This window comes from Methanoregula sp. (assembly GCF_035543475.1).
GTDB lineage: Archaea > Halobacteriota > Methanomicrobia > Methanomicrobiales > Methanospirillaceae > Methanoregula.
On the sequence record NZ_DATKKA010000001.1, the window covers coordinates 1 to 21,556 of the forward strand.

Sequence of the window (21,556 nt, forward strand, 5' to 3'; positions counted from 1 at the left end):
CGTCGAGGAGGAAGAGGCGCACGCTGTTTGGAAGCTTCCGCTCCTCCACGTGCGGCATCGAGGCCTCGACCTGCTCGGCGATGGCGAGGTTCGCCTGCTCGACGAGGTGGGCGACCAGGGCACGGTGCCGGTCGGTGTTGCCGTTCAGGTCGAGGAGGTCCTTCACGAGCTCCCGCCCGTCGTTGAACCGGAGCCAGAACTGGAGGTAGTCGAGGGCAAGGGCGATGTCCTTGCAGTGCGTCTCGGGGTACGCCTCGCCGGCGATGGCGAGGTACCGCTGCCGCTCGGGTGCCTCGGACCGGTCGCCGACGGCCGAGACCGCGGCGATGTGCCGGACGAGCGGCTCGACCGGCGCATGGACGAGCCGGGCGAGTTCCACGCCGAGCATCCCGCTCGTCACCCCGAAGTCCCCGCCGACGTGGTACGGGTTCACGTGTCCCTCGAGGAACGGGTCCACCACCTCGTCGGGGTGGTGGTGGTCCACGACGAGCATGGAGAGGTCGTACACGGCCGCCATGCGGAGGGAGGGGATGTCCTCCTCGGTTGAGCCGTTGTCCATCAGGATGATGAGGGGGAGCTTCTGGCCGAACCGCTGGAGGTCCTTTAAGGCGAAGTCCAGGTCCCGGGTGATATCCTCGATCTCGTAGAAGGGCGCCTTTGAGGGGGCACGCTTGAAGAGGTAGTAGTCGGCGTCGAAGTCCCCGCCAGACTCCTTGATGAGCGACACAACCGCCTGCTCGATCGCAACCGCGGAGCAGATGCCATCGGCATCGGCATGGTGCCGGAGGATGATCGGCTGGGCGGTAAAGACCGCCCGCCGGATGATCTTTGCCACCTTGCGCATCTCGGGCATGAGGCTGTCGAGGACATCGCTTTTCACCAGCGGTCTGATGTTCTCGGGCTCTGCACGCTCGTCAAGCGCCTTTTCGATCCGGGCCCGGACCGTTTTTTCCTCTTCATCGCTGAGCGCAGCAACCGCATCGGCCTCAATCTGGAGCTGGTTGTTGCGCATCATGACTTCCCCGATGACCTTTACGATCATGTTGAGTTCCACTTCGGGGTAGGCACGGACACCGGCTTCCACGAACGCGGCCACGTTCTGGGTCCCGGATTCATCAACGATAGTAAAGATGGTGGGGCCGCTCGTCTGCTTGATCTGGGCGACCTCTCCCTCGATGGCGACAGTTTTTCCCTGCTTGGTGCCGAGATCCGCGATCCTCACGGTGGTTGACGTGCGCTCAACTTGCTTTACCTGGTACACCTGGATCAGCTGTTCCTCAAGATCGATATTCCCGTTGGGCCGGATCTGGCGGACCCGTACAAGGACGGAATCCTTTTCCTTGTGCTCGGCCTTCATGCTGGTCTTGTGCACCAAGCCCTTGATCCGGTCATTGAGCTGGACAAACATCCCGAACGTGGCAAAACCCTGGACCTTGCCGAGGTAGATCTTGCCCTCCTCGACATCGGACAGGTCACAGCCGGCGGCCAGGCGAAAAACTTCAGTATCATTCTGCATTTTCTCTCTCCACACGCGATACGGCGAAACGAAACGATATGGTATGCGGCTTATTTTTTGTATTTGTATCGTTTTCTCGTTAACCGGCACACAGCAGTGCCAGCGTGTACCATGATTGGTCACCGGAGGGTTATGTTAGTTGTGATGGGTGTAGGTGGAGGATACTGGCGGGTTTGATTCTTTTCATTTTCACACGCGGAGTCGTTCTTTTTTGATTCTTCAGCTCGTGACCCGGACTTTTCCGGAAATGCCTGAACCAGAAAGTATGCTCATGATTGTGTTGTGGGGATATCGTGGGGGCTGTCATCCCCATACCCCCGCAAGCGAGGAGTGCAGCCGCCCCCGACAGGAAGCCCCCGTGGCGGATCGGGGGGATAAAACCGCACTCACCCCGCCGTGCCCCGGAGGGGCCCTGAGGCGGGGAGCCCTCGTATTTTATTCGCATGTGTTTACCGTTTTGGCGAATCCTAGTGCAAATGCATTTAGCTCATGCCCGGGTTCCCCAAGCAAAAAAATCGGACTCCGCTCAGTTCCGGTACGTAACATCCAGCATAACCAGATCGTCAGGGACAACAATCGTCCCGGCAAACGCAGCCTTTGCCTCAGCAGCGTGGCACGAGGTATCCGTGTACCGCGAACTGATATGGGTGAGGGCGAGGACACGGGCATTTACCGCTGCGGCTGCCTGCCCGGCCTGCGCTGCGGTGGCATGGTAGAACTCCGCTGCCCGTACCTTCTCGCTCTCATCGTACGTCGCATCATGGATAAGAAGGTCTGCGTCTTTTGCGTACGCGACAAGGGCCGGGACGATCGGGCGGGTATCCCCGGTATACACGACCTTCCGGCCCGAGCGGGGCTCTCCCATCACGTCCGAGGGAAGTACTTCGCACTCCTGCCCGTCTTTGGTGACTTTCACCATCTCGCCCCGCTGGAGCCGGCCAAAGAGTGGGCCGGGCTGGACGCCGAGTTCGATGGCACGTTCGCGATCGAACCGTCCCGGCCGCGGGTCTTCCTCGAGCACGTATCCGAGCGCCGGCAGGCCGTGGCTTGCAGCAAAAGCGGTCACCGTGTAGCCGTCAAAACGTACCCACGAGCCCTCCTCGAGCTCGACCGAATCGAGGGAAAACTTGAGGTTGAACCGGCTCACCTTCTTTACGGTCTCGACAAACTCGTGCACCCAGAGGGGGCCGTAGATGGTCAGGGGTTCGGTCCGGCCGTTAAAGGACATGGTCTGGACAAGGCCGAAGATCCCCAGGAAATGATCGGCATGCCAGTGGGAGACAAAGATGGCATCGACAGTAAACCCGCACCGGGCCCGCATCATCTGCTGCTGGGCCCCCTCCCCGCAGTCAAAGAGGAGAGTGTCGGTGCCGCGCCGGATCATGATGCAGGACGGGTTGCGCACCGGGGTTGGGAGCGCTCCCGCCGTCCCAAGGAAGTACACCTGGAGGGTCTCGCCGCTCATACGAAACACTCCTGAAAGACCGCAAGGCTCTTTTTGGCCTCCTCAACCGAACGGCCCTCAATCACGGCTACGCCGCTGTACCGGGCAGCGATTGCTTTTCCCACGCTCTTCCAGTCGATCGTCCCGGCACCCAGCATTAGGTGCTCGTCCAGGACGCCGCGGTTGTCGTGGATATGGATGTGGTTGGCCGAGCCGACCTGTGCGAGGAACTCGGGGACTTTGCCCACCGTGTTCGCGTGCCCGAAATCGAAGGTGAGGCCGATGCCCTCGATCCCCCCGGCCATCCCCATGAGCTCTCCCACGTCCCGGCAGAGGAACTCCTTTGCGCTGATCATGTTCTCTAGGCAGGCAAGCACCCCGTGTTCGACCGCGCACTTCCCGATCCGGCGCAGGGCCTCCCTCTGGAGGTCCCAGACCTTCCCGGGCAGGAGCTTGCCGGCAGGGGAGAGGTAGCCGGGGTGGATCGTGACCCGGTCGGTGAGGTCCCCGGCCCCGGCAATGCAGACCTCGATCTGCCGGATGGACTCGCGCCAGATCGGATCATTGAGCGTGGCAAGATTAAGGTCGCCGTACGGCGCATGGACGGTGGCCTTAAGGCCGGTACTGGCAAGCACTTCCTTAATCTTCTCCAGGTTTTCGGGCTGCTCGAACCGGTAGTTGCCATCCGCTACGATCTCCCAGCCGGCATAGCCGGCCTCCTCGATCCCGTACACCCACGTGATATCATCCCAGACCTTGGCCGAGGAGGAGAAGTACGGGCGGATGGTCACGGGTCACGCTCCATCGTGTGGATCAGATCGGTGACCCGTGCCGTGAACTCTTCAAGAGTCCCGTCGTTGTTAAGCCGGATGTCGGCGAGTTTGAGCGCGTTACCCAGGCCCCAGCCCAGCTCGCGCTTGTCCCGGGTAAGAAGCCCTTCTGCCGATCCCACATCGTCGCTCCGCCTGCGTTCGCACAGCCGGGAGAGCCGTTTTTCAAATGTGGTCTCGATGGCGATAAGCCGGAAGCCGGGGAAGTGATCCCGGAAGACCCTGACCTCCGCATCGCCCCGGATGCCATCGATCAGGACAAGCGGGGCCTTCTGTTCTTTTACCGCATCCACGCAGAGGATGGCAATCGCGTCCATGCCCCTCTCGGCCCGGAGGCGGTTGGCCATGGCCCCGAGGTTCTCATCGGTCGGGGTCAGGCCGGCCTTCTTTACCGCGTTCCGGATTACGTCCCCCATGACCACGACCGGGATCCCGAGGCCCTCGGCTATTTTCGAAAATTCGCCTTTCCCGCTCGCGGGAAGCCCGACCACACCGATCACGTTCACAGGAGGTACCTCCGGTTATATGCTATCTCACCGATCTCTCGGGTCCGGATCCGTACATCTCTCTTGAGCCCGTCTGCAATTGTTTTGATCTCTGCAAAGGAAAGAGGGGTATACTGCCCGAGGCCGGCCTGTTTCTCTGCCAGGTAGGCGGACGCGTTGGTTACCCCGCCCGGGACCATCGGGATCTTATGCTCTCCCTGCTGGAGGACGAGCGGGATGTCGCCAAACATGCGTGAAATCTCCTGTAAGTATTTCGCATTCTCATAAAATACGGTTACTACGATCTCGAACTCGGGAAGGCATTTTTCCCGGAACGCACCGGCTGCGATCTCTACCGACCGCCGCACGTTCTTCTGGTAATTTGCGGACGAGAGCCCGGTGCCGTTCCCGGTGCAGGAGAAGCCCTCCCACTGTGTCTTGTAATCGATGGCGACCCGGTCCGCGAGCCGCTCCCGGATGAGCGCATCCAGTGTACCGGGGAAGAGCCCGTTGGTCTGGATACCCACGACAAGGCCGAGGTCCTTTGCTGCCCGGGCGAGCACCAGGAGTACATCTTTCTGCATCGTGGGCTCCCCCCCGGAGAAGACCACGCCGCTTGCGGCAATCTTCGAACCTTTGATAAGATCAATGATCTCTTCTGTGTCACGCAGGTCCTCACCGGTCAGGATCGCGGCATTCTGGCAGTACGAGCACCGGAGCGGACAGCCCCGGAAAAAGACGGTACAGACCGACCGGCCCCGCCAGTCCACGGTCGAGAGCGGGAGAAAACCGCCAAAATTCAGCCTGATAGCATCACCGTTAGGGATCATTGTGAGACGGGATTATTTAGTATGCGTGGTTGAGGAGAGAGATGAGTTCAATCTGCAGGAAAAGACCGGGAAAAAAAGGATTGTCTTAAAATTTGAAATGGCGGTTGACAATCTTAATGGCACAGAAGTCGCCGCACATGGTGCAGCCGTCGGTATCGGCGGGCATCCGTTCTGCCCGGATCTTCCGTGCCCGGGCCGGGTTCATGGCTACTGCAAACTGGCGCTCCCAGTCGAGGTCGCGCCGGGCATGGCCCATCTCGAGGTCTGCGGCCCGGACTTTCTTGAGCTTGACCATGTCCCCGACGTGGGCTGCAATCCGCGAGCTGATGACGCCTTCGTACACCTCTTCGGGGGTCGGGAGAGCCAGGTGTTCTGCAGGGGTGACGTAGCAGATGAAGTCGGCTCCAAGTGAGGAGGAGATCGCTGCACCGATGGCCGATACCCGGTCATCGTAGCCCGGTGCGATATCGGTCACGATGGGCCCGAGCATGTAGAACGGCTTGTTGTTGGTAACCCGCTTCATGAGCTGGACGTTTGTGGCGATCTCGTCGATCGGGACATGGCCCGGACCCTCGACGATCACCTGGATGCCCTGTGCATGTGCCTTGTCCGCAAGTTCGGCGTTGATGAGGAGTTCCTGGATGCCGGCCCGGTCAGTGGCATCGTGGATGGCCCCCGCACGCATGCCGTTTCCCATCGAGAGCGTGACCTCGTGCTCCTTCATGATCTCCATGAGGTAATCAAACTCGGAGTAGAGCGGGTTCTCTTTCTCGTTGTGGAGCATCCATGCGGTCATGAACGCACCGCCCCGGGAGACAAGCCCGCAGTGCCGGCCCTGGTTCCTGAGGCGTTTTACTGTCTCCCAGTTGATGCCGGTATGGATCGCCATGAAGTTCGTGCCGAGTTTTGCCTGCTCGGCCGTGATCCGGAAGAGGTCGTCCTCTTTCATGTGGACGACAGCCCCGTCCTTTTTCACGGCCTCGATAAATGCCTGGTAAAGCGGGACACTCCCCACGGAAAGGGTGGTATTGGCGATCACCTGTTTTCTGATATCGGCAAAGTCCCCGCCGGTGGAGAGTTCCATGAGGGTGTCGGCCCCCGCACGCTCTGCCTGCCGTGCCTTCTCGATCTCCTCAGGGATATTGACAATATCGGTGGAGGTCCCGATCGAGGCGTTCACCTTGGTACGCAGGCCCTCGCCGATACCGCAGATCTTCACCTTGCGGTAGGGCGAGACCGGGATCACGATGTGGCCTTCGGCAACGCTACGCCGGACAAAGTCCTCGGTCACGCCTTCCTGTTTTGCGACCTGTTTCATCTCTTCGGTTATGATGCCGTGCCTGGCATCCTCAATGATACTCATGCCTTAACAGTACCACGAAATGACAAGATAAAGGCTCGGTTTTGCATTTCTGGACTAAATCTGGCTTGTTATGTAAACAAGTAAAATTGCGTTTAGAAAAATGAACCATCAATGGAACAGGTTCCGGATGCGCCTGGCTTCCCTGCCCTGAAGGGTGTTTTTATACCCCTCCGCACCCAAACAGAGGGTAGGAAGCAGTACGAGGCCCCGATGGCGGATTCAGACTTTTTCGAGGTAACGGTCAAGGAGGCGGCACATAACGATGCCAGCCGGGGGATCGCACGCTTAAGCGTGGATGTGATGAAGAAACTGGGGCTTGTCTCCGGTGACGTCATTGAGATCGTGGGGAAGCGGAACGCCGCAGCGATTGTCTGGCCGGGCTTTGCAGAGGACATCGGGTTTGCAATCCTCAGGATTGACGGGAGCATCCGGGCAAACGCAAACGCGGGCATTGACGAGAAGGTGAAGATCCGCAAGTCCGAGGCAGTGTACGCGACAAAAGTGGTGATCCAGCCGGCCCAGACCACCCGGCTTGTGGGCGGGGAGCAGTACCTCTCCCGGGTGCTCCGGGGCCGGTCAGTGGTGGAGGGCCAGACACTCCGCGTGGACATCATCGGGAACTCCGTCACGTTCGTGATCGTCCGGGTCTCGCCCCGGGCCATAGCGATCGTTTCGGACGATACCGAGATCGAGCTCAAGGACGAGCCCTTTAACCCCGACGAGGGAAAACGGGAGATCTCCACCACCCAGTACGAGGATATCGGCGGTCTCGAACGCGAGCTCCAGCTCGTGCGCGAGATGATCGAGCTCCCCCTGCGCCACCCGGAGATCTTCGAGAAACTGGGGATCAAGCCCCCCAAGGGCGTCCTCTTCTACGGCCCGCCGGGCACGGGAAAAACGCTCATTGCAAAGGCCGTGGCAAACGAGGTGGACGCCCACTTCAGCACGCTCTCGGGCCCCGAGATCATGAGCAAGTTCTACGGGGACAGCGAGAAGGCCCTGCGGGATAAGTTCCACGATGCGGAGGAGAACGCCCCGTCCATCATCTTTATCGATGAGATCGATGCGATCGCGCCGAAGCGCGAGGATGTGCAGGGCGAGGTAGAGCGCCGGATCGTGGCACAGCTCCTGGCCCTCATGGACGGCCTTGCCGGCCGGGGGCAGGTCGTGGTGATTGCGGCGACAAACCTCCCCAACTCCATTGACCCGGCGCTCCGGCGGGGAGGGCGGTTTGACCGCGAGATCGAGATCGGGATTCCCGACAAGAAGGGGAGGCTCGAGATCTTCCAAGTGCACACCCGGGGCGTGCCGCTTGCAAAAGACGTGGATATCGCCGCCCTTGCCGAGACCACGTTTGGGTTTGTCGGCGCTGATATCGCGCTTCTTGTCAAGGAAGCGGCAATGAACGCGATCCGTAAGATCATCCCCCTCATCGACATCAACAAGGAGATCCCCACCGAGGTGATTGGGAAGCTCCAGATAACGAAAAACGATTTTGATGCGGCACGAAAGCTTGTCCAGCCAAGCGCCCTCCGCGAGGTGCTCATCGAGGTCCCGGATGTGGCATGGGAGGACATCGCGGGGCTGGATGAAACCAAGGACACCCTGATCAAGATCATCGAGGGGCGCCTGCGGTACCCGAAGATCTTCGAGAAACTGAACTACAAGCCCCACCGGGGGATCCTCCTGTTCGGCCCGCCGGGGACGGGAAAGACCCTGCTTGCAAAGGGTATCGCAAGCAAGCGCCAGCTCAACTTTATCTCGGTCAAGGGTCCCGAGCTCCTCTCAAAAGGGGTGGGGGATTCCGAAAAGCACGTGCGCGAGGCGTTCCGCAAGGCCCGGCAGTCAGCGCCGTGCATCATCTTCTTTGATGAGATCGATGCGCTCTTCCCCAAACGGGGCACGGTGGCCGACAACACGCATGTGACCGAGAGCGTACTCTCCCAGTTCCTGACCGAACTCGACGGCATCGAGGAGTTAAAGGAGGTCTTTGTGATCGGGGCCACGAACCGCCCCGACCTGCTCGACCCTGCCCTGCTCCGTCCCGGCCGGCTCGAAAAGCACCTGTACATCGCCCCGCCCGATGAGGCAGCGCGAAAGGAGATCCTTGCTACTTATCTCAAGGGGCTGGAAGAGATCCTGGACCCTGACGTGAATGTCGATGAGCTTGCTGCCCGGACCCGGTTCTTTGTGGGCGCTGATCTAGAAGCGCTGGTGAGGGAGGCAAAGGCGATCGTGATCGACGAGCTGACCGGGGAGGGCGGAGCCGGGGAGGAGACAGAACCCGGGACGATCCGGATTACCCCCCGGCATTTCGCAGCTGCGCTCGAACGGGTGAAAGGGACTCTGGACGGGACGGACTTCGAGCGGTACGAGCAGAAGTCCTGGGAGCTCCTGTACGCGAAAGGAAAGCGCGAGATCCTGTACCAGGCTGTCAGCCTTGTCAACCAGGTCGAGTACCTCAAAGGGAAGCACGCACTCGATAAGGGGATCGTGCAGCAGGCAGATGAGCTGCGGGATCTCGTGTACTGGCAACGGAGGTCGTTCGATACGATCCGGGAGCGGACGGGAACGCTCCGGAAGACTCTGGAAGCATTTGTCCGGAAGCACTCTTCAGCCTGACCTTCAATATCCCCCCGGGGGAGACCTGTCACCTGCCGGAACAGCGTGGAGGTTTTCGAGCTCAGGCCGTGAGGGGGGTGATCAACAGGCAACAACCGGAACGCGTCTCAGGGACGTTTTATATGTTCGCCTGCCAGTTATTAATCCATGAAAATTCTTTACATCCTGCCTGTCCTCATGGCATTCATCGTAGTAGCAGGGTGTACGTCACTTCCCGGCTTACAACAACCGCTTACTCTCGGCCAGCAGGCGAAATTTTCGAATAACGGGCATACCTTTGAGGCAGGGATTGATCGTATCGGGATACAGGATAACCAGACAATCGTAGTAACCCTCAGAGTGGTCAACACCGGGACGAGCGGCGTAACTGTTTTTGCATATCCCTCGCTCCAAAATCCCGTTGGTGAGTCATACCCCGGCCCCGCTCTCTATTTCGGGGAGATTGCCCCCAACCACGAGGTAGCGCAAAAGGGAGCGATCTATCTCCCCGCCGGTGTTCTCGACCAGCTCAGTCAGGGATCAACCCTCAAAATCAGGTTTGAAATCGGTACTCCGGTTCCCGATGATGCGGTATGGAGTGTTGATTTTACCAATCCACCATAACAGATCACCACACCCCCGGATAACTCCCTCCTTTTGACAGCACTTTCAGAGGTGCCTTACCCCCCACCAAGTTAACAGAACCATTGTGGGATATCTTTATATACTATTTTATACTAACTTATGGTTAATCCTCGAAAGGGAGGCTTACGATTATGACAGATTCCAAAGGCGTAAAACTGACTGTGGAAGGACTGAGCAACGAATATCCCGGACGGAACATTGCGATCCTGCCCTGGCGGGTGATCGACCGGCTGAACGTGTCAGGCGGGGACGTGATCGAGATCGAGGGCCTGAACAAGACCTATGCGATCGCGAACCCCGGCCAGAGGACAAGCTTCATCCACATCGATGGGGAAACACGACGTGCTGCCGGGGTCGGTATCGGGGAAGCCCCGACGATCCCGTAAGCAACCGTGAAGACTGCAAGGGGCATCGTGTCTTAGGTCACCCCTGCCAAACACCTGTCGATGCGGATACCCTTAGCGCAATTCACCAGATGCAAAGGGGATCGCTCCCTATGGTTACAGGACTGAAACTTCCGCATTGCCAAACTATTTGACAGGAAGAAACGCTATTACGAATTACCGGTAGCGGACTACGAACAACGAATCAAACAACGATAACCATGAACTTCAATAATTTTACCCTCAAATCGCAGGAAGCCGTTTCGAAGGCAATCGAATTAGCCACGGCAAAAAAGAACCCGTCTATCGAGACGTCGCACCTCCTCAAGGGAATGCTTCTCGTTGACGAGAATGTCATCCCGTACCTCCTGAAGAAGCTGAATGTAGACCTCAACGGGTTTACTCCTGCGCTCGACAGGATTATCGATGCGTATCCCGAGGTGACTGGCGGGGATCAGCACCTCTCCAGTGATGCCACAAAAGCCCTGCAGAAAGCCACCGCACTTTCCCAGGAGTCCGGGGATGAATTTGTCTCCCTGGAACAGATCCTCCTTGGAATTCTTTCGGTAAACAACAGCACCTCGCGGCTGCTCAAAGAAAACGGGGTAACGGAAAAAGACCTCAAAACTGCCATCAGCCAGTTACGAAAAGGTGAGACCGTGAACAGCCAGAACGCCGAAGAGACCTACAATGCCCTGGAAAAATATGCCCGGAACCTCAACGATCTTGCCCGCAAGGGAAAACTCGATCCGGTGATCGGCCGTGACGAAGAGATCCGCAGGGTACTGCAGATCCTTTCACGGAGAACAAAGAACAACCCGATCCTCATCGGGGAACCCGGGGTGGGAAAGACGGCGATCGCCGAAGGTATCGCCCACCGGATCATCGACGAGGATGTCCCGGATAACCTGAAGACCAAGCAGCTCTTTTCCCTTGATATGGGGGCCCTGATCGCCGGGGCCAAGTTCAAGGGAGAATTTGAAGAGCGGCTAAAAAGTGTCGTCAAGGAAGTGACTTCCTCTGACGGTGAGATCATTCTCTTCATCGACGAGATCCACACCCTTGTCGGGGCTGGGGGAGGGGAAGGAGCGATGGACGCTGCAAATATCCTCAAGCCCGCGCTCTCGCGGGGAGAACTGCATGTCATCGGCGCAACAACCTTGAAGGAATACCAGAAGTATTTTGAGAAGGACAAAGCGCTCGAACGGCGTTTCCAGCCGGTGATGGTCAATGAGCCGGATATGCAGGATGCCATCTCCATCCTCCGGGGAATCAAGGAGAAGTACGAAACCCACCACCATGTGCGGATCAAGGATGAGGCGATCATCGCCGCCGTGGAACTTTCGCAGCGTTATATCTCCGACCGGTTCCTTCCTGACAAGGCGATCGACTTAATCGATGAGGCTGCCGCAAAGCTCCGTCTTGAGATCAACTCGAAGCCGGAGGAACTGGAAGGCATCGACCGTCGGATCCGCCAGCTGGAGATCGAGCGGGAAGCCATCAAACGGGAAAAGGACGATCAGAAACTCACATCGTTAAATGAAGATATTGCAAACTTAACCGAGAGACAAAAAGACCTGAAGGCAAAGTGGCAGTCGGAAAAAGAGCTCGTTGAGCAGATCCAGTCACGGAAAACCGAGATCGAGGACTTAAAATTCGAGGCCGAACATGCCGAACGCAACGGCGACCTCGGGAAAGTAGCCGAGATCCGCTATGGCCGTATCCCGGATAATGAAAAAAGCATGGTGGCGTTAAAGGAAAAACTCACCGAACTACAGAAGGATTCCGCGCTCGTGAACGAAGAGGTGGATGCCGAAGAGATTGCCGAAGTTGTTTCGCGCTGGACCGGAATTCCCGTGAGCAGGATGCTGCAGAGCGAGAGGGAAAAACTGCTCAGCCTCGAAGCCGAACTCCACAGGCGTGTTGTCGGCCAGGACGAGGCTATCGCAGCAGTGTCAAACGCAATCCGCCGGAGCCGTGCCGGGCTCCAGGACACAAAACGCCCGATTGGCTCGTTCATCTTTCTTGGGACAACCGGTGTCGGAAAGACGGAACTGGCAAAAGCCCTTGCAGAATTCCTGTTCAATAACGAGAACAGCATGGTGCGGATCGATATGTCGGAGTACCAGGAGCGGCACACCGTTTCAAGGCTGATCGGCGCACCTCCGGGCTACGTGGGGTACGAAGAGAGCGGGCAGCTGACAGAAGCGGTCCGGAGAAAGCCCTATTCCGTGGTACTGCTCGATGAGATAGAAAAAGCCCACCCGGATGTGTTCAACATCCTGCTGCAGGTTCTTGACGATGGCCGCCTGACTGACAACAAGGGCCGCACCGTGGATTTCAAGAACACCATCATCATCATGACCTCGAATATCGGGTCGCATCTCATCCAGGAAAACATGGAAAAGGCCACCGACAAAAACCGGGACGAGCTCTTCGAGCGCACCCGTGAACAGGTCTTTGACCTGCTCAAGAAGACCATCCGTCCCGAATTCCTCAACCGGATCGACGAGATCATCATGTTCAAACCGCTCACCGAGGATGAAATCCGGACGGTTGTCGAGATCCAGTTGGGCGGCGTGCAGAAGATGCTTGAAAAGAGCGATATCCGGCTTACGGCCACAAAGAAAGCCATCCGGTTTATCGCTGCCCTGGGCTTTGACCCTCAGTTCGGTGCACGGCCGATCAAACGCGTGATCCAGAAAAACCTGCTCAATGAATTGTCAAAAATGATCCTTGAGGGAAAAGTCCAGAAGGACAAGGAGATCGTGGTTGATGAGAAAGGAGGAAAACTGGTGTTCGGGAATGCCTGAAACCTGAACGATTGTGGTAATGCAGTTGTGTGATGGGGAGTATCATGGAAAATATCGAAGAGCTCAAAAAGGAACTCGCAGAACAGACCCGGCTCGCTGAGGAACGTCTCAATCAGCTGCAATACCTCCAGGCAGATTTCGACAATTTCCGCAGGTGGAGTGCAAAGGAAAAGGACACGATCACCGCCCTTGCAAACGAGAAACTGATCCACGATCTCCTCGTTATCCTGGATGATTTTGAACGTGCCCTGCCTTCCTTAGAGCAGGAGAAAAACCGGGAAGGAATGACCATGATCTATAAAAAATTTGCAAAAATCCTGTCAGACTACGGGTTGCAACCGATAGAATGCGTGGGAAAAAAATTCGACCCCCGTTATCACGAAGTATTATGTACAGAAAAATGTCCAAAAGAGCAGAATACGATTCTGGAAGACTTCGGGAAAGGCTACCAGTTGAAATCCAAAGTCATCAGGCCCTCGAAAGTAAAGATTGCAGAACATGTAGCAGAGAAAGTTGGTGAGAACAATGGCTAAAGAAAAAATCATCGGAATTGACCTTGGTACCTCAAACAGCGAAGCTGCCGTGATGGTCGGCGGTAAACCGACTATTGTGCCGTCCGCGGAAGGAGCAACGGTTGCCGGGAAAATGTTCCCCTCCTATGTGGCATTTACCCCGGATGGCCAGCTTCTCGTTGGGGAGCCGGCGCGACGGCAGGCAGTGAGCAACCCGGAGGGTACCATTACCGCGGCAAAGAGAAAGATGGGGACAAACCACGTCTACAAAATATACGGGAAGGAATACACCCCCCAGCAGATCTCAGCATTCATCCTCCAGAAGATCAAGCGCGATGCCGAAGCATTCCTGGGTGAAAAGATAACCAAGGCCGTCATCACCGTCCCTGCCTATTTCAACGACAACCAGCGGACTGCGACGAAGGATGCAGGAAAGATCGCCGGTCTCGATGTGGTCAGGCTGGTAAATGAACCCACCGCAGCGTCCATGGCATATGGTCTCGATAAAGGCGGCGAGTTCAAGATCCTGGTCTTTGATCTCGGTGGCGGAACGCTTGATGTCACTATCATGGAATTCGGTGGCGGGACGTTTACCGTTCTTGCGACCTCCGGGGACACCCAGCTGGGCGGCACGGACATGGACAATGCCATCTTTGAATGGATCGCAGACGAGTTCAAAAAACAGGAAGGTATCGATCTCCGGAATGACAAGATGGCCATCAACCGGGTAAAAGAAGCCGCAGAAAAAGCCAAGATCGAGCTTTCAACGGTTATGGAGACAGAGATCAACCTCCCCTATGTATCCGCGACCCAGGCAGGTCCCAAGCACCTCAACATTAAACTGTCACGGTCAAAACTCGAGCAGCTGATCGACCCGATCATAAGGAGGTGTATCAAACCGTTCGAGCAGGCGCTTAAGGATGCAAAACTGACCAAGAACGATATCCAGAAAGTGATCCTTGTCGGTGGACCCACCCGTATGCCTGTCGTCCAGAAATTTATCGAGGACAACGTGGGAAAGAAGATGGAGCGTGGTATAGACCCGATGGAATGCGTGGCCATGGGTGCCGCAATCCAGGGCGGGATCCTTGGCGGCGAGATAAGCGACATGGTGCTGCTCGATGTCACTCCCCTGACACTTGGCCTTGAGACCCTCGGCGGGGTCAGGACCGCCCTTATCGACCGGAACACCACGATCCCGACAAAGAAGAGCCAGATATTCTCAACGGCGGCGGATATGCAGACCGAGGTCACGATCCATGTCCTCCAGGGTGAGCGCCCCATGGCAGCCGATAACGTGAGCCTTGGTCAGTTCAACCTGGTCGGCCTGCCCCCGGCGCCCCGGGGAATCCCCCAGGTCGAGGTTACCTTCGATATCGACGCATCAGGTATCCTCAATGTCTCTGCAAAGGATCTAGGAACCGGAAAAGTGCAGAAGATGACCATCACGGCATCAACAAAACTGCCGGATGCCGATGTAAGGAAGATGGTCGACGAGGCAAAACAGTTTGAAGAGCAGGACCGGCAGAGGAAGGAGGAAGTTGAAAACCGCAACATCGCGGATTCCCTTGTCTACACAGCGGAAAAAACCAAGACCGATCTTGCGGATAAACTGAACCCGGACCTGGTTGAACGGCTGAATGCCGCTATCACCGGAGTCAAGTCAGCACTGGAGGGCAAGGATACTTCCAGCATTAAGGCAGAAACGGAAAAACTCCAGAAAGTCCTCGGCGAAGCAGGTACCGCGGCGTACCAGGCAGCAGCCCGGCAGCAGGCAGAACAGCAGGCCGCTTCCCAGGGCACGGAGCAGCCTTCGCAAAATGCCGGCGGTCCCGGCGGCGAGAATGTTGTTGATGCCGACTTCAAAGTAAAGGATGAAAAATAATTTTTTTCTAAAAAAAGACCCATGGCAGCGCGCGACTATTACGAGATCCTTGGCGTAAAACGGGATGCTTCAGCAGATGATCTCAAAAAAGCATTCAGGCACCTCGCACGAAAATACCACCCTGACCTGAATAAAGGGAGCAAGGACGCGGAAGAAAAATTCAAGGAGATCAACGAGGCGTACCAGGTATTAAGCGACCCCCAGAAGAAAGCCCAGTACGACCAGGGGGGCCATGTAGAGTTCACTCCCGGGGATACGGCCGGGTACCGGCCGCCCAGTTACGAAGACCTGTTCCGCGACTACGGCCTGGGGGATATTTTCAATGCGTTCTCCGGGGGATCCCGGGGGATGAGGCAGCGGGCCGGGGCAGATCTCCGCTATGATATCGAAATATCGATCGCCGATGCTTTCAACGGGACGAAGAATACCGTGGCCGTACCGCATGATTACGAATGCAGCACCTGCCATGGAACGGGTGCAGAACCCGGTCACGTGAAGGACTGTCCGACCTGCCACGGGACAGGTGAGATCCGGAATCCGCGGAAAGTCGGTAACCGTACGATGATGAGTATCGCCCAGTGCCCGGACTGCGGCGGAAGCGGCAAAATCATTGACAAGCCGTGCAGTAACTGCAAAGGTTCAGGAATTGTGCAGAAAATGCGGCGGATCGAAGTGACGATCCCGCGGGGCGTTGAGGACGGGCAGTTTTTACGTATTGCCGGGGAAGGTGAACCCGGGGAAAACCAGGGTCCTCCCGGCGACCTCTATGTTGTGGTTCATGTAAAGAAAGATGATATCTTCGAACGCCACGGTGCCGACCTGCAGACCACGGCAGTGGTCGGCCTTGCCACCGCGCTCCTGGGTGGGGAGATCACCGTACCGACCATAACCGGAAGTGCGTCCTTAAAAATTCCCCGCGGAACGCAGAGCCATACCCTCTTCCGGCTCCGGGGCCAGGGCATGCCGTCCATCAATTCCGGGAACCGCGGAGATCTCCTTGTCAGGGTAATCGTGAAGATCCCGGCAAACCTGACAAGCAGGCAGGAGCAGCTGATGAAGGAAGCGTTCGTGGGCGCACCTTCGGGATGAACCATGATACGGACTGCTGACACGGGGGTTCATTACCGGTGTTTGTCCCGGCATGCCTGTCTCCCGGGAGCGCGGACCAAAAGGGGAAACAGGGAGGAAGAACCGGCAGCAGGTCTGGACCGGCAAAAAGGATCGGGACAGGGTCCAGGTGCTGTTGATTCCCAACCCGGTGCGGGGAAAAACCTATGGTAACATGGTATTACCGGTCTGTCTTTGACGAACTTGAAGACATGAGAAAATACCTGGAGGTGCTGAACCAGCAGATATACGGGACCACCCCGGTGGCGTTATTACCCGCTGCCGGAGGGTCGGTAGTAAAAATGCTGCCCGTGCAACCGACAATTCGCCCGGTGGATGTTTCCGAGAACGATGACGAAGTGGTGATTACCGCCGGGATGATCGCCGGTATCGCGAAAAAAAACATCGTGCTTGAACTGATCAATTCCCGGGCGCTGGAAATTACCTGTGTACAAACGGATGAGACAACACAGGAAAACGGGGGGTATTATCACCGTGAGCATACGATACAATCGATGACCCGGATCGTCCCCCTCCCTGAACCGGTGACTGAAGATGGAGCGTCTGCAACGTTTAAGGACGGCGTGCTGGAAGTCCATCTCAAAAAGATCGCGAAGGGATCACGGGGAAAAATACCCGTTGACTGACGATTGTAAAAGAACCGTGAGAGGATGGTACGGCTGAAACGTATCGGTAACCTGTACATACGGTTCCGGCGAAGCGATGGCGTCAAGTATTAAACCAGACGACCACTACAGAATAACTATCAGGGAATTCTGGTGGGTATCCCGTGAAACAGGTACTTTGGTGGCTGATAGCCGGGTCCAGGGGCGGCATGAACCGGGCCCGGATTATCCTTGCCCTCCATACACGGCCGTACAACGCCAACCAGCTGACCCGAATGTTTTCTCTTGATTATAAAACGGTCCGCCATCATCTCGATGTCCTGCGCAGGCATCACGTGATCACGGCGATGGGCGAGGACTACGGGACCATGTATTTCCTGTCGGACCAGCTACGGACAAACTTTGATGATTTCCTGGAAATCTGGAAGCAGGTTGATGTACCTGAGCACAAAACGGAGGACTAAATGGAGAAGAAGAATCTTATCTGGATCATACTGATCACGGTCATTCTGCTGGTGATCATCAGTTTTGCCGTCCCGGCGCTGATGCCGGCGGGACAGGCCGGAACCGGGCAGGCCCTTCGGCAGCAACCTGCCGGCGGAAATCCTGCCGGCCAGGGTCAGCAGGCGCAACCCGCAGGACAGGAGGAGGCAAAACAGCTCAAGACCGTGATCTCCTTTATCAATCTCGGTCTTCTCATCCCGCTCTTTATCATCTACGCGGGGATCTACCGGGACCTGAAAAGCTCCTTCACGCTCGGGCTGCTGGCCGTGATATTTGCACTCGGCATGTACGCGGTTACCTCCAATCCCTTACTCATCGGTCTCCTGGGAGGGAGAGCCGGTGACATCGGGATCTTCCAGATCATACCCGACCTTTGTACAACAGTTGCCCTGATCATCCTGGTCCGGATCAGCCTTGAGTAAAGCCCTCTTTCCGGAATAACTCCGGGGAGATTTGGGTGGGATCAGGGTCTGATTCCGGGATTTCCTTATCTCTTTTTCCGTAAAAGCAACCGGGTAACCCCGGAAAAGGAGGGGTTTGTAATACAGGAGAATACAACCATGAAGCGTTTATCCACGATTGGCCACGCGCTTGCCGCCATCTGTATCCTTTTTCTGCTGGGTACCGCGGCCAGTGCAGCGGGCACGTCCGGTCTGACAGGACCGGGACAGGGCTCAGGGCAGGGAGAAAACAGCATCCAGAACTACACGATCAGCCAGACAATATCGGACCAGGCACAGGAGGATACGATTGCCTTTGACGGGCTCGCGTTCATGACCGGCAGTGCCTGCAGTGACACCTTCATTCCGCCCGGAAAAGTGGCAGACTATGCAGGGTTCCAGTACCTGCGGGACAATGATCCCACCGGCATGGGACACAACACGGACTTTGTCACCCGGACTGCGGATAATGTGCTGGTTATGCTGAATACCGACCAGCTGGCACAGTTTGTCACCCTTGCGCAGGAAGAGAATTCGCTGCAGGAACAGTATGCGCTCATGCGGTTCCCGCTCGCGACTGCGTTCCGCGATAACCTTGAGGGCAACATCCCCGCCGGGAGCAGCGGGCTCAATCAGTCTGCGGTGATGGCGTACTCGGCAAAACTCTATGACGTTGATGCGAGTATCAGCATCGCCCGTGCAAAGACCTATGCCAGTGTCATTAATTCGCTCAACCAGACCCAGCGGGCGTACCTTGACAAACTGAAATCTGAAGGTGAGGCCGACTATCCGGTCGTGGATGCGTCATCCGTGCTCGCGAACAGCGGCCAGGGCAATTCGGTAGCCATGAGAACCTATGCAAGCGAGATGTTTGCCTGGTATGCAGGCTCGGTCACGGCTGACACCTACTTCTGCCCCGAGAGGCAGGCAACCTACTTCGGGTCGTTCTATATGAAAGACCTCCCGGCGATGGGCAATGCGGATTATTCCATCAGCACAACGCTGACCGGAGATTCCGGAGCAAATTTCCTCAATCTCCTGACCGATACCCAGAGAAGCGAGGTCACGGGTCTTGTGGACCTCCAGAAATCTGACCTCAACGAGATTGTTGCAACACGGCAGGCAATTGCAACCGACCTGAGGGCTGCCCTTTCCGGCAATACCATCGATGAAACGGATGTGCGCAGCCTGTCGGCAAAATACGGGAAACTGGACGGCGAGATCTCGTATTACTATGCAACGCACTTTGCTGCTGTGGATGCTACCCTGACCGACAGCCAGAAACAGCAGATGGTAGCCCTCCGTAACCTGACCGGTTACACCTGCACCGGTGCATTCCTGTATTCCCAACCCATCAGTATGCCACAGAATATCCCCTCGGATTTCCTCTTTGGCGTGGGAACATACAATGCCACGGAGATGTCGGCATGGGTACAGGGCCAGGAGCAGGCGCTCTCCTCCCAGGATCAGGGTAATGGCCAGAATTCCCGGCAGGGTTCCGGACAGGGACAGACCACGCAGGGGAGCGTAACGTCCCCTGCGGGAAATTCCACTGCACCGGGCCAGAGCACCGGCCAGGGCCAGCAGCGCCGTATGCCGCTTGATATGATTATTACCCAGCTGGGGCAGAAGGGGTACGACATCTCCGGAGCAACAGCGGCGATCCAGAGCGGGGACCGCCAGGCGCAAAAGGCATGGCTGGACACATTCGAACAGAGCAACCCGGGTGTGGTTGAGGCCATCGAGGCCAACTGGACCGGAAACAGCCAGAACGGGAACGGCGGGTCGGGATCATCCCCCGCACCATCAGGCGGGCAGCCCCAGCCTGCCGGTACCAGCGGCTCAAACCCGGTCAATTCATGGTTCGCTGACTTCTGGCAGTCGCTCTGGAGCGCAAAGTCATCCGGCACACCACAGAACGGCCCGGTTCCGGCAGGTACCGGTGCAGGCACCTTCACGCTTATGAGTGATGCCGGTGCCGATGGCGGCACAATGTCAGCTGCATACACGTGTGACGGTGCAGGAAATACTCCCGAACTCTCATGGTCCGGGGCTCCGACCGGAACAAAAGAGTATGCCCTGATGATGACCACCCTTCCCGGTGACGGAACCACCCGGTGGAACTGGGTGCTCTACGGCATACCGGGGACTACGACGAGTCTTGCACAAAACAGTACAGGTACCGGAACGTTGGGGACGGGAAGCCACGGCACGGTTATGCAGTATGATCCGCCCTGTTCGCAGGGGCCCGGCCTGAAGACCTATACCTTCACGCTCTATGCCCTGTCCGGATCGCCTTCACTACCGGCTGATCCAGCACAGGTAACCGGCCCGGTGCTCACCAGCGCTATCGCCCCGGTCACCCTGGGCACGGCCTCACTGAACCTGAGTTACACACGACCATCAGGCACGGTGTAATATCGGGCATCTCTCTCATCTGTACCTGACACATTTCCTTTTTTTAAAACCCGGGGGATCCTGCCCGGACCCATGATCGGTTGACCGTACCGTAATTGTCCTGCCAGTTCCTGCCGGATCCATAACTCCACCCGATCAACAATCCTGATAAAGGCCGAAATCCAACGACTAACCACGAACCCGGTGCCTGCGATCACCCCGTGCTTCTCGTATGAGAAAAGATCGCGTGCAGCCGTGTCAGGAAATATACCATGTTGCTCAAGGAGTTTCTGGACAAAGAGGGAACGGAGAAGAACCTCGCAGAGCTCATCCTCTTCTTAAGTACACAGGCACGCGAGGTCAGAAAGGGCTTTCTTTCCACCTGCATGAACACCGGGGCCTGCGGTACCCGGAACATGTTCGGGGAGGACCAGAAGCCCCTGGACAAGTACGCGGATGACGTTTTCATCCATGCGCTCACGGAATCCCGCCTGGTCCGGTACATCGCAACCGAGGAGCAGGACCAGGTAATCGAGGTGAGCGGGGCAAAGAACCAGTTCGGCGTGGTCATCGACCCGCTGGACGGCTCCTCCCTCCTTGACGTCAACCTCTGCGTGGGTTCCATTATCGGCATCTATCCGGGCCATGTCCTCGCGAAGGGCACGACCATGATCGCCGCCCTCTACATGCTGTACGGGCCCCTGACCCTGCTCACGTTCACCACGAAACGCGGCGTCCATGAATTCGTCCAGTGCGAGGACGGCGAATTTGTCCTGCGCCACGAGAACCTGAAGATCCCCGAAGGGAAGATCCAGTCCCCCGGGGCCCTGCGCAAGGACTACCTCGCCCCCCATGCACGCTGGATCGCCTGCCTCGAAAACGACGGTTACAAGCTCCGGTTCTCCGGCTGCTTTGTGGCCGATGTCCACCAGATCCTCCATAAGGGGGGAGTGTTTACCTATCCCGGCTACAAGGGCAAAGAATCCGGGAAACTCCGTCTCCTCTACGAGGCAAACCCCATGGGTATGATCGTCTGCGAAGCAGGCGGGGCAGTGAGCGACGGGCGCGGGGATTACCGGGAGATCCTCCCCTCCGCCATTGGCCAGATCACCCCGATCTATATCGGTGGCAAAAAGGAGATCGCAAAGATTGAATCCTGCATGAGAGAAGGATAA

Annotated in this window: 18 protein-coding genes; 12 read left to right on the forward strand and 6 right to left on the reverse strand. The window is 57.3% G+C overall.

Features of this window, described 5'->3' with window-relative positions; genetic code table 11:
• The 6 genes from VMS83_RS00005 to thiC all read right to left on the reverse strand — a co-directional run.
• The coding region (locus VMS83_RS00005) for a DHH family phosphoesterase (protein ID WP_325408691.1) at positions 1 to 1,516 on the reverse strand (1,516 nt) is incomplete at its 3' end.
• Between the two features lie 526 nt (positions 1,517 to 2,042).
• Complete coding sequence (gene rnz / locus VMS83_RS00010; RefSeq protein ID WP_325408692.1) at positions 2,043 to 2,981, reverse strand: ribonuclease Z; 939 nt, start codon at positions 2,979 to 2,981, stop codon at positions 2,043 to 2,045.
• Complete coding sequence (locus tag VMS83_RS00015; protein WP_325408693.1) at positions 2,978 to 3,751, reverse strand: sugar phosphate isomerase/epimerase family protein; 774 nt, start codon at positions 3,749 to 3,751, stop codon at positions 2,978 to 2,980. Before VMS83_RS00015 ends, rnz begins: the two co-directional genes overlap by 4 nt.
• Complete coding sequence (locus VMS83_RS00020; RefSeq protein WP_325408694.1) at positions 3,748 to 4,296, reverse strand: dephospho-CoA kinase; 549 nt, start codon at positions 4,294 to 4,296, stop codon at positions 3,748 to 3,750. Before VMS83_RS00020 ends, VMS83_RS00015 begins: the two co-directional genes overlap by 4 nt.
• Positions 4,293 to 5,105 carry an anaerobic ribonucleoside-triphosphate reductase activating protein gene (locus VMS83_RS00025; protein WP_325408695.1) on the reverse strand — a complete coding sequence of 271 codons (813 nt, stop codon included), beginning with the start codon at positions 5,103 to 5,105 and terminating at the stop codon, positions 4,293 to 4,295. Before VMS83_RS00025 ends, VMS83_RS00020 begins: the two co-directional genes overlap by 4 nt.
• A gap of 85 nt (positions 5,106 to 5,190) precedes the next feature.
• Positions 5,191 to 6,468: a phosphomethylpyrimidine synthase ThiC gene (gene thiC, locus VMS83_RS00030; protein WP_325408696.1), complete on the reverse strand. Its 1,278-nt coding sequence runs from the start codon at positions 6,466 to 6,468 to the stop codon at positions 5,191 to 5,193.
• Between the two features lie 210 nt (positions 6,469 to 6,678).
• Between thiC and VMS83_RS00035 the strand changes: the two genes are divergently transcribed.
• From VMS83_RS00035 to VMS83_RS00090, 12 genes are all read left to right on the forward strand, one after another.
• Positions 6,679 to 9,090, forward strand: coding sequence for a CDC48 family AAA ATPase (locus tag VMS83_RS00035; protein ID WP_325408697.1), 2,412 nt, complete (start codon positions 6,679 to 6,681; stop codon positions 9,088 to 9,090).
• A 147-nt stretch (positions 9,091 to 9,237) separates the two neighbouring features.
• Positions 9,238 to 9,693, forward strand: a complete 456-nt coding sequence (locus VMS83_RS00040; RefSeq protein WP_325408698.1) for a hypothetical protein — start codon at positions 9,238 to 9,240, stop codon at positions 9,691 to 9,693.
• Between the two features lie 152 nt (positions 9,694 to 9,845).
• A complete protein-coding gene (locus tag VMS83_RS00045; RefSeq protein WP_325408699.1) occupies positions 9,846 to 10,100 on the forward strand; it encodes a hypothetical protein in 255 nt (84 codons plus the stop codon).
• A 218-nt stretch (positions 10,101 to 10,318) separates the two neighbouring features.
• Entirely contained in the window at positions 10,319 to 12,910 is a 2,592-nt protein-coding gene (clpB, locus tag VMS83_RS00050; RefSeq protein WP_325408700.1) for an ATP-dependent chaperone ClpB, read from the forward strand.
• Positions 12,911 to 12,954: 44 nt separating this feature from the next.
• The gene (locus tag VMS83_RS00055; RefSeq protein ID WP_325408701.1) at positions 12,955 to 13,443 is read left to right on the forward strand and encodes a nucleotide exchange factor GrpE; all 489 of its coding nucleotides are present in this window, start codon (positions 12,955 to 12,957) and stop codon (positions 13,441 to 13,443) included.
• A complete protein-coding gene (gene dnaK, locus VMS83_RS00060) occupies positions 13,436 to 15,307 on the forward strand; it encodes a molecular chaperone DnaK (RefSeq protein ID WP_325408702.1) in 1,872 nt (623 codons plus the stop codon). The genes VMS83_RS00055 and dnaK overlap by 8 nt, the downstream gene beginning before the upstream one ends.
• A gap of 21 nt (positions 15,308 to 15,328) precedes the next feature.
• Positions 15,329 to 16,396, forward strand: a complete 1,068-nt coding sequence (gene dnaJ / locus VMS83_RS00065) for a molecular chaperone DnaJ (RefSeq protein ID WP_325408703.1) — start codon at positions 15,329 to 15,331, stop codon at positions 16,394 to 16,396.
• A gap of 185 nt (positions 16,397 to 16,581) precedes the next feature.
• Positions 16,582 to 17,061: an Hsp20/alpha crystallin family protein gene (locus tag VMS83_RS00070; protein ID WP_325408704.1), complete on the forward strand. Its 480-nt coding sequence runs from the start codon at positions 16,582 to 16,584 to the stop codon at positions 17,059 to 17,061.
• Positions 17,062 to 17,204: 143 nt separating this feature from the next.
• Positions 17,205 to 17,504: a winged helix-turn-helix domain-containing protein gene (locus VMS83_RS00075; protein WP_325408705.1), complete on the forward strand. Its 300-nt coding sequence runs from the start codon at positions 17,205 to 17,207 to the stop codon at positions 17,502 to 17,504.
• A complete protein-coding gene (locus VMS83_RS00080; protein ID WP_325408706.1) occupies positions 17,505 to 17,966 on the forward strand; it encodes a hypothetical protein in 462 nt (153 codons plus the stop codon).
• Between the two features lie 138 nt (positions 17,967 to 18,104).
• On the forward strand, positions 18,105 to 20,402 hold the full coding sequence (locus tag VMS83_RS00085) for a hypothetical protein (protein ID WP_325408707.1): 2,298 nt from the start codon (positions 18,105 to 18,107) through the stop codon (positions 20,400 to 20,402).
• A 251-nt stretch (positions 20,403 to 20,653) separates the two neighbouring features.
• Positions 20,654 to 21,556, forward strand: coding sequence for a class 1 fructose-bisphosphatase (locus VMS83_RS00090; protein WP_325408708.1), 903 nt, complete (start codon positions 20,654 to 20,656; stop codon positions 21,554 to 21,556).

Excerpts from the sequence above, each read along its gene's own strand:
- rnz (WP_325408692.1), bottom strand. The coding sequence starts at position 2,981 with ATGAGCGGCGAGACCCTCCAGGTGTACTTCCTTGGGACGGCGGGAGCG.
- VMS83_RS00025 (WP_325408695.1), bottom strand. The coding sequence starts at position 5,105 with ATGATCCCTAACGGTGATGCTATCAGGCTGAATTTTGGCGGTTTTCTC.
- thiC (WP_325408696.1), bottom strand. The coding sequence starts at position 6,468 with ATGAGTATCATTGAGGATGCCAGGCACGGCATCATAACCGAAGAGATG.
- VMS83_RS00035 (WP_325408697.1), top strand. The coding sequence starts at position 6,679 with ATGGCGGATTCAGACTTTTTCGAGGTAACGGTCAAGGAGGCGGCACAT.
- VMS83_RS00040 (WP_325408698.1), top strand. The coding sequence starts at position 9,238 with ATGAAAATTCTTTACATCCTGCCTGTCCTCATGGCATTCATCGTAGTA.
- VMS83_RS00045 (WP_325408699.1), top strand. The coding sequence starts at position 9,846 with ATGACAGATTCCAAAGGCGTAAAACTGACTGTGGAAGGACTGAGCAAC.
- clpB (WP_325408700.1), top strand. The coding sequence starts at position 10,319 with ATGAACTTCAATAATTTTACCCTCAAATCGCAGGAAGCCGTTTCGAAG.
- VMS83_RS00055 (WP_325408701.1), top strand. The coding sequence starts at position 12,955 with ATGGAAAATATCGAAGAGCTCAAAAAGGAACTCGCAGAACAGACCCGG.
- dnaK (WP_325408702.1), top strand. The coding sequence starts at position 13,436 with ATGGCTAAAGAAAAAATCATCGGAATTGACCTTGGTACCTCAAACAGC.
- dnaJ (WP_325408703.1), top strand. The coding sequence starts at position 15,329 with ATGGCAGCGCGCGACTATTACGAGATCCTTGGCGTAAAACGGGATGCT.
- VMS83_RS00070 (WP_325408704.1), top strand. The coding sequence starts at position 16,582 with ATGGTAACATGGTATTACCGGTCTGTCTTTGACGAACTTGAAGACATG.
- VMS83_RS00080 (WP_325408706.1), top strand. The coding sequence starts at position 17,505 with ATGGAGAAGAAGAATCTTATCTGGATCATACTGATCACGGTCATTCTG.
- VMS83_RS00085 (WP_325408707.1), top strand. The coding sequence starts at position 18,105 with ATGAAGCGTTTATCCACGATTGGCCACGCGCTTGCCGCCATCTGTATC.
- VMS83_RS00090 (WP_325408708.1), top strand. The coding sequence starts at position 20,654 with ATGTTGCTCAAGGAGTTTCTGGACAAAGAGGGAACGGAGAAGAACCTC.